We start from the raw sequence: 7855 nt of genomic DNA, 5'->3' as shown, positions 1-7855 counted from the left end.
GAAAGCTCATCCAAGCAACTACTCTCGCAACTCAACAATGTGCTGGACTTCGCCAAAATTGAGCAGGAAAAGCTACAGGTAGAACAAGCTGAGCTTTCCCTGCGCGAATTGGCGGCACAGACCATTGAGGTGTTCAAGGGCCAAGCCTTTAATAAACGTATCCGGCTGGAAAAAATCATTGAGCTTGACGAGATCCGCGTCAAGAGTGACCCCTATATCCTGCAACAAATCCTCGCTAATCTGGTTGGCAACGCAGTGAAGTTTACTGAGCAGGGTGCTGTCACCCTCACGGTCAAAACGCTTGAGTCAAACGCGCATCACGGTGTATTCCGCATTGAGGTGCTTGACACCGGTATTGGGATTTCCGACGAACAGCGCGCCCGTATTTTTGACAGTTTTACCCAAGCAGATATTTCCACCACCCGCAAATTTGGCGGCAGCGGGCTGGGGCTTACGATTGCCAAAGGCCTGGTTGAAGCGCTGGGTAGTGAGCTAAACCTGAATAGTGCACCGAATGTTGGCAGCCGGTTCTGGTTTGATCTTACCCTTGAGATCAGCAGCCGTGTCCCAGCCGCCACGCCAGTACCTATCAACGAGATACCACAAGCCACGACCAAGCCACTGAGGATATTGGTCTGCGAAGACAATGTCACCAACCAGACCATCATTGTCAAACTGCTACAGCTACCAGGTCATCAGGTTTCCGTGGTCAACAACGCCGATGAACTGCTGGACAAGCTGGAAGTAGAGCAATTTGATCTGGTGGTATCCGACCTTAACATGGCTGGCATGACCGGGATTGATGCATTAAAACTTTATCGCTTCCTACGCCCAGATGACCGGGACACCAAATTCATCCTGTTTACCGCAGATGCCACGGTGGAAACCAAATCTGCTGCAGAGGTGGCCGGCTTCGATGCCTACCTGACCAAGCCAATTGAAACCAAGCTGCTGTTTGACACCATTGCCAATCTCAAGGGCGGCTTACCCGTATCCGGCCAGGTTGCCCAGCTATATGCAAAGAAAGAGGAAACAACAACCCCGGCATCATCTGCGCATGTGAGCGATGTGCTGTCTGCAGCTACATTAGCCGAACTGGAGTTGTTAGGTGGACAGGACAGCATGTTTGTACCGCGTTTGTTAGGTAAATACGTGACCGATTGCGGGGCGTTGATCAAGCTGATCAAGCAGAACCTTGCCGCCAAGCGCTATGGTGAGTTGCATGAATTCCTGCATGCCTTAAAAGGTAATAGCCTGAGTATAGGTGCCATTGCCGTAAGCCAACAGGCAGAGTTGATGGACAAAGCCAGTCCCGAGGAACTGCGCTTCCGCGGTACCATCATGTTCGAGCAACTGGATAAAGCTTTTGAGGCAGCCAAGCAAGCAATCAACGATTACTTGAGTAGCCGGCAGGCTGCCTCAAGTTAGCTTTCATCTTGCAACTCTAACCACTTCTTCCTGCTCACCAACCTTGGTGTTCTGTGCACGGACCAGACGCTCCATGACCTTAAGGTTACGCTCGGTCAAGCGCAGAGCGGCATCTACCCAGATCTCGGTAATATCCAGCAACTCCTGCTTGGTAAGCGGGTTCACACGCTGCTTAGCCTTCTGGATAGCCTGGAAGGAGTTCAGCGACTTATGCGTTTTACGCACCCAATCCTGTAACGCCTTTTCGCCCTCACCAGCTTCCGCCAACACATCCACAACCCCTAGGTCATATAACTCCTCAGCGGTGTAGACCTTGCCAGAACGTATCATCTTTTCTGCAGCAGTCAGGCCTATACGACGTGAAAGAAAGCTCATTGCGCCCATGCCAGGGAATAGGTTGAACAACACCTCCGGCAAGCCCATCAACGAGCCTTTTTCCGCCACCAGCACATGGGCAGAAAGCGCAGCCTCAAAACCACCACCCATGGCCTGGCCTTGCACCAACGCAATGGTGGTAATCGGAGCCTGCATATTGTAGAAAGTCCACAGGTTCTCAATGCATAACTGGGCATATTCAAGCAGCTTTGCTCTTTCCTGCTGCTCAATTGCCGCCTTGAAGATGGCTAAATCGCCACCTAGGTTAAAGATACCTTCCACATCCGACGCCAACACCAGATAATTCGTCGCCTGTTGTGGGCGATGTTGAGGGTGCAAGTGTGCGGCTTCGATCTGGGTTTGATTCAGCAGCAGTTCGCGCATGCAAATACGATTGAAGCAAGGCCTTGGATTCGGCTGCATGAACAGCCAAGAAATACCGAACTCGGCATCATAGCGAGTGCGTACTTGCTCAAATTGAACAGTGTCTAACGGATTGAAATCAACAACAGCATTCATGATAAAACTCCCCATAATGAAGGTTAAAAAAAGCACTACATGTACACACGTAGCATAATTGTGTTGCAAGGTAAATGTCTGATTGATTATTGAAAATTCAACAATCTTTACGCTTTGCCGTTAATATGAAGACTTGATGCCAATATCACCGATGGAATTAAAAAATGATCAAGCGTCTATGCTTTTTATTGGTTTGGGGAGTGAGTAGTGGAGCGAGCCTAAGTGCTCATGCAGCAGGCTTTGCCCTGATTGAGCAAAGCGCCTCTGGTTTCGGTAATGCGTACGCTGGTATGTCAGCGCGGGCCGATGACGCTAGTATCCAGTTTTTCAATCCTGCCAGCCTGTCATGGCTGCCCCCAGGCAAGCAAATTATTGTTGGCGGCAGTGCCATTTTGCCCAGTGCAAAACTGAGGAATGCCAGCGCCCGAAATCTCAATACTGGCGTTACAATCTCTGGTAACGATGGTGGTGATGCCGCTTCGTTGGAGTTGGTGCCCAATTTCTACTTTGCTGGCGACCTGAACCCAGACCTAAAGTTTGGTTTAGGCATCACGGTGCCGTATGGACTGACTTCAGAATACGATAACGGCTGGAAAGGCCGCTACCAGGCGCTGAAATCCGAGGTCATGACCGTCAATGTCAACCCAGCGCTTTCGTTCAAGGCGAGTGAAAAGTTGTCAATTGGTGGCGGTATCAGCCTGCAATATGTAAAGGCTGAACTTACCAATGCGATAGATGCTCGCACCATTACAAGTGGCCTGGTAACTGCAGATAGCTATGGAAAAATGAAGGGGGACGACATCAGTTGGGGGTTCAATCTGGGCGTGCTTTACAAGCCATGGGAAGGTACCGCGGTAGGCGCAAGCTATCGCTCCCATATCAAGCACAAGCTGGAAGGTGAGGCCAGTTTCCGGCATGCATCTCCAATACTAGCCTCCCGTTTGAGTAATTCCGATATTAATGCCAACCTCTCCATGCCAGAAACCGTCTCGCTTAGCTTGGCACAACAGCTGAATGACAAGCTGGAGTTACTTGCCGATGTCACCTGGACCAACTGGAGCCGCTTTAAGGAATTACGCGTACAGTTTGACAGCGGCTTGGCTGACAATGTCACGAATACCAAATGGAATGACAGCTACCGATTTTCGCTAGGTGGAAACTACCGCTACAACGACCAACTCACATTGCGAGCAGGCGTCGCCTATGACCAGACGCCGGTGCCTGATGCGAGCCACCGCACTCCACGCATTCCAGATGCTGATCGCACCTGGTTTGCGATTGGTGCAAGCTGGAAGGTAGACCCATTCAACACTATCGATGTTGGCTATGCCTATCTTCGCATGAAGGATTCCAGCATCAATCATAGCAGTGAAGGGGCAGTTAGCCATAATATCCGGGGGGAATTTTCCGCTCGTGTGGATATCCTGAGCGCACAGTGGAGCCGCTCGTTCTGATGGTGCAAAGAATCAGTACTTACTGGTAAGCATTCGGTTGTTCAGGCTTGGGGGTGGTAGACCATTGCCGTTTCACCTCATCACCAGGACGGTTCAGCGTTACTTCCGCATTATCCGTGGCAGCTACCCAACTGACGGGAATGAAGTGATGCTGACCGCTTTTATCCTTGGTGAGCTTGATTTGGTTGCTACCTTCCATGTGATCAACGGTGGCAAACTGCTTGCCTTGGGAACAGATCACAGGCATGCCGGGGAGTATTCCGTGGGAGAGACTCATGATATTGCTCCTTGAAAATAATGATGAGCCTCAAGATTAGCGGGGAATGACATCACGCTGGATAGGGCACTGACTGAAAGTGCTGTCAGAATTACATAAAAGCCCAATCAGCTGCGCACGATCAATACATCACAGGCGACGCTATCCAGGATGCGAATTGCGATGCTACCGAGCAACACCCCCAATAAGCCACTGCGACCATGTGTCGCCACCACCACCAAATCTATGCGCTTGTCTTGCACATAAGACTCCAGCAGTAGGTCAGGCTCTCCATACTCCACCACGACATCAATCTTGGCTGCCGCTGTTTCACCCGCAACATCACGAATAAAATCACGGCAATTCTGGATAGCGTCCTCGCGCAATTCACTTTCATAAGCCACGCGATCATCCATGCGGCTGGCAAAGTGAGCAAAGGCAGCATGGAAAACAACGAGGTTCTCCGGGCCAAACATATCCACCGCCCTGGCAAGCGCCGCGCGTGACAACTCTGAAAGATCAGTCGCGACCACAATCTTGCCGTAAGGCTTGCGTAGACGCTTTTTCACCACCAGCACAGGCACAGGAGACTGGCGTGCAAGCGCTGCCACGGTATCGCCAAGCAATGCCTTCTCAAAAGCCCCGTCACGCTTGACCCCGGTCAGGATCAATTCTGCCTGCACGTCTGCAGCAACTTGCAACACCACCTCACTCGGCTTGCCGCGCACCACGCGCGCGCTGATGTCTGGCAGGCCTGTCTCGCCCAATTCCTCTACCAACTCTGCCTGGATCGCCAAGGCAACATCCTGCGGCTGACGCCAGCCGGGTGTATCGGCAATCGGTTCAACCTGCTCAAAAGCATGCACAACCGTCAGCGGTGCATGCCAAGCCTGCGAGAGTTGTACCGCGCGATCAAGGGCTCGATCGCAACGTGCACCGAGATCTGTCGCCAGTAGTAACTGGCGGGGTTGTTTGGTCTTGAATTCTGTCGTCACCGGGGGTTTCCTTCCTTAAGATTCTGCCAGCACATTGGTTTTGCCACGTTTTCGCATCAAAGTTTTCTCAACTTCCAACACCAACATGAAGACAATACCGATCAATATGATCACGAGACCATCTTTCCAGTCAATCGGCGCGCTGGCAAACAAGGCATGTAAGGGCGCAGCATAGGTGAATGCCAACTGCGCCAAGATCACAGCGACCAGTGCAATCAAGAGTATGGGCGTGCCAAGCAAGCCGCGCCAGCTGAAAGACTTAGCATTGAGGTAACGCACATTGAATAGGTAGAAAATCTCCAGCACCACCAGAGTATTCACCACCATGGTACGCGCTACTTCCTCACCCAGCTCACGCCGCATGGCATATTCAAAAATGATGAATACGCCGATGGTAAACAACACTGACACAAACCCCACGCGCCAGAGCAGGAAGGGAGAGAGCAGGGCGGCATGACGCGGGCGCGGCGGACGCTCCATGACATCAGGCTCGGCAGGTTCGAAAGCCAGCACCAGGCCCAATGTCACCGTAAGCACCATATTGATCCACAGAATCTGTGCCGGGGTCATCGGTAGCGACATACCCAGCAACAAGGCCACCACCACGGCGAGTGCTTCGCCGCCATTGGTGGGCAAAGTCCAGGCGATCACCTTACGCACATTATCGTAAACCGTGCGCCCAGCATGCACGGCTGAGACGATGGTGGCAAAGTTGTCGTCTGCCAGCACCATTTCCGACGCCTGCTTGGCCGCCTCCGTACCTTTTTTGCCCATGGCAATACCTACATCGGCCTGCTTGAGTGATGGCGCATCGTTGACGCCATCCCCCGTCATGGCGACTACCTCGCCTTGTTGCTGCAAGGCTTTGACAATACGTAGCTTGTGCTCAGGCGTGGTACGCGCAAATACACTGGTTTTCGCCAGCACAGCACTCAACTCTTCATCCGGAACCTTGTCGAGGTCCGCCCCGGTCATGACGCCAGGCTCTTCCGCAAGGTGCAGCTGTTTTGCAATCGCCTGTGCAGTCGCGGCATGATCCCCAGTGATCATTTTCACCTTGACCCCGGCAGAGCGACAGCTGGCGATCGCATCAAGCACTTCTTCACGCGGCGGATCAATGAAGCCCATGATGCCGAGAAAATCCAGGTCACTCTCGACATCCTTGAACTCAAGCTGCTGCTTGCCATCGTCGCAGCGCCTGGCGGCAAAACCGAGCACGCGCTCACCGTGATGGGCCGCCTCGCTGATGCACTCAGCCCAATAGTCGTGATCAGGTTGCTGGCATCGCTCCAACACACTTTCCGGGGCGCCCTTGATGAACATCCAAGTGCCATGCTCCTCATGGCGGTGTAGCGTTGCCATGAACTTGTGCTTGCTGTCGAAAGGCACTTCATCAAGCCGCTGCCAGGCATTGCGCTCTTGCTGAATGTCCTGCCCAGCCTTCATCGCCAGCGCCACCAAGGCGCCTTCCATAGGATCGCCCAGCACATGCCATTGCCCGGATTCTTGCTTCAGCTTGGCATCGTTGCAGAGCAAGCCTGCCAGCACCAGATCTTCCCACCCACGACCAGAGGCACCGGCCTGGGGCTTGATCTCGCCCTCGGGCACATAGCCTGTCCCTTCAACCAAATAATGCGCCTTGCCTGCAACCAAGCGCCTGACCGTCATTTCATTCCGGGTGAGAGTGCCAGTTTTATCCGAGCAGATCACTGAAGTCGCGCCCAGCGTTTCCACCGCGGGCAAACGTCGAATAATGGCGTTGTGCCTCGCCATGCGCTGCACGCCAATCGCCAGGGTGATCGTGATCACCGCAGGCAAGCCCTCCGGCACCAAACCCACCGAGATCGCTACCACCACCATAAACCCGTCGATCCAGCTATAGTTCTGTACCAGCTTGGCAAACGCCAGCAGGCCAAGGGCCAAGCTGAGGGCAAACCAGGTGAACAGGCGCCCGAAATGGTTAATTTGCTGTAACAAGGGTGTTTCCAGGGTTTCCACCTTGGCAATCATGCTGCTGATACGGCCGATTTCCGTTGCGCTACCAGTCTCCACCACCACGGCACGCCCCTGGCCCGCCGCAATGATAGTGCCTGAGTACAGCATGCAATGTCGATCTCCCAGATCAGCATTCTTTGCCACCGCCTGCTCCTGTTTCTGGCTGGGTACCGATTCACCAGTAAGAATTGCCTCCTCGCTGGAAAGTTGCCTGGCCTTGAGCAAACGTGCATCAGCCGGCACGCTGTCGCCAGCTTCCAACACGATCACGTCGCCGGGTACCAGATCGCCCACCTCCATGGTTTGACGGTGCCCATCCCGTACCACAGTGACATGGGGCACCATCATATTGCGGATCGCATCCAGCGCCTGCTCAGCCTTGCCTTCCTGGATATAACCGACAATTGCGTTGATCAGCACCACCGCCAAGATCACTGCCGAATCAACGGCATGATCAAGAAAGAACGCAATGACTGCCGCCGACAACATGAAGTAGATCAAGGCATTATTGAACTGCAACAGGAAGCGCATCACGGGATGTTGACGTTTAGGGGGAGGCAACTCGTTCCTGCCATACTCCTGCAAGCGTTTATCTGCTTCCCTACTACCTAGGCCTTCTGGGGTGGACTGCACACGCTCAAGTACCTCGCTGGTCTTGAGTGCATGCCAAAGAACTGCATCATTCTGGCTGGATTGCGGCATGGGCAATGGCCTTTTCAATGGTCGGTGTCTTTTTATTCTAAAAGGCTTTAGCGCCATCATGCAAAACCATTTTTCTAAAATGGCTTACTCATTCAGAGAGCACTACTCAATATGCAACTGCCCAAGAGGCC

General features: G+C 53.1%; 6 protein-coding genes. 2 read left to right on the top strand and 4 right to left on the bottom strand.

Annotation, left to right across the window (positions count from 1 at the left end; genetic code table 11):
- Positions 1-1428, top strand: a 1428-nt coding sequence (locus tag LG202_RS10680) for an ATP-binding protein (protein WP_230348434.1), incomplete at its 5' end; no start/stop codon positions are given.
- A gap of 3 nt (positions 1429-1431) precedes the next feature.
- On the opposite strand, the gene LG202_RS10675 is transcribed toward LG202_RS10680, so the two are convergent.
- On the bottom strand, positions 1432-2322 hold the full coding sequence (locus tag LG202_RS10675) for a crotonase/enoyl-CoA hydratase family protein (protein ID WP_230348433.1): 891 nt from the start codon (positions 2320-2322) through the stop codon (positions 1432-1434).
- A gap of 164 nt (positions 2323-2486) precedes the next feature.
- On the opposite strand from LG202_RS10675, the gene LG202_RS10670 reads away from it, so the two are divergent.
- Positions 2487-3776 carry an OmpP1/FadL family transporter gene (locus LG202_RS10670; RefSeq protein WP_230348432.1) on the top strand — a complete coding sequence of 430 codons (1290 nt, stop codon included), beginning with the start codon at positions 2487-2489 and terminating at the stop codon, positions 3774-3776.
- 19 nt (positions 3777-3795) lie between these two features.
- Here LG202_RS10670 and LG202_RS10665 read toward each other — a convergent pair whose 3' ends face one another.
- The 3 genes from LG202_RS10665 to LG202_RS10655 all read right to left on the bottom strand — a co-directional run bounded on the left by LG202_RS10665 (position 3796) and on the right by LG202_RS10655 (position 7724).
- The gene (locus LG202_RS10665) at positions 3796-4053 is read right to left on the bottom strand and encodes a DUF2171 domain-containing protein (protein WP_230348431.1); all 258 of its coding nucleotides are present in this window, start codon (positions 4051-4053) and stop codon (positions 3796-3798) included.
- Positions 4054-4160: 107 nt separating this feature from the next.
- Complete coding sequence (locus tag LG202_RS10660; RefSeq protein WP_230348430.1) at positions 4161-5027, bottom strand: universal stress protein; 867 nt, start codon at positions 5025-5027, stop codon at positions 4161-4163.
- A gap of 15 nt (positions 5028-5042) precedes the next feature.
- Positions 5043-7724 (bottom strand): cation-transporting P-type ATPase, encoded by a 2682-nt coding sequence (locus tag LG202_RS10655; protein WP_230348429.1) that lies wholly within the window; start codon positions 7722-7724, stop codon positions 5043-5045.
- Positions 7725-7855 lie beyond the last annotated feature (131 nt).

This window comes from Methylobacillus methanolivorans, assembly GCF_054588515.1.
Note: the sequence above shows the minus strand (reverse complement) of the source record. Positions and strands in the feature narration are given on the sequence as shown.

Bases quoted from the DNA above. Each gene is read 5' to 3' on its own strand.
- LG202_RS10665 (WP_230348431.1), bottom strand. From the start codon at position 4,053: ATGAGTCTCTCCCACGGAATACTCCCCGGCATGCCTGTGATCTGTTCC.
- LG202_RS10670 (WP_230348432.1), top strand. From the start codon at position 2,487: ATGATCAAGCGTCTATGCTTTTTATTGGTTTGGGGAGTGAGTAGTGGA.
- LG202_RS10655 (WP_230348429.1), bottom strand. From the start codon at position 7,724: ATGCCGCAATCCAGCCAGAATGATGCAGTTCTTTGGCATGCACTCAAG.
- LG202_RS10675 (WP_230348433.1), bottom strand. From the start codon at position 2,322: ATGAATGCTGTTGTTGATTTCAATCCGTTAGACACTGTTCAATTTGAG.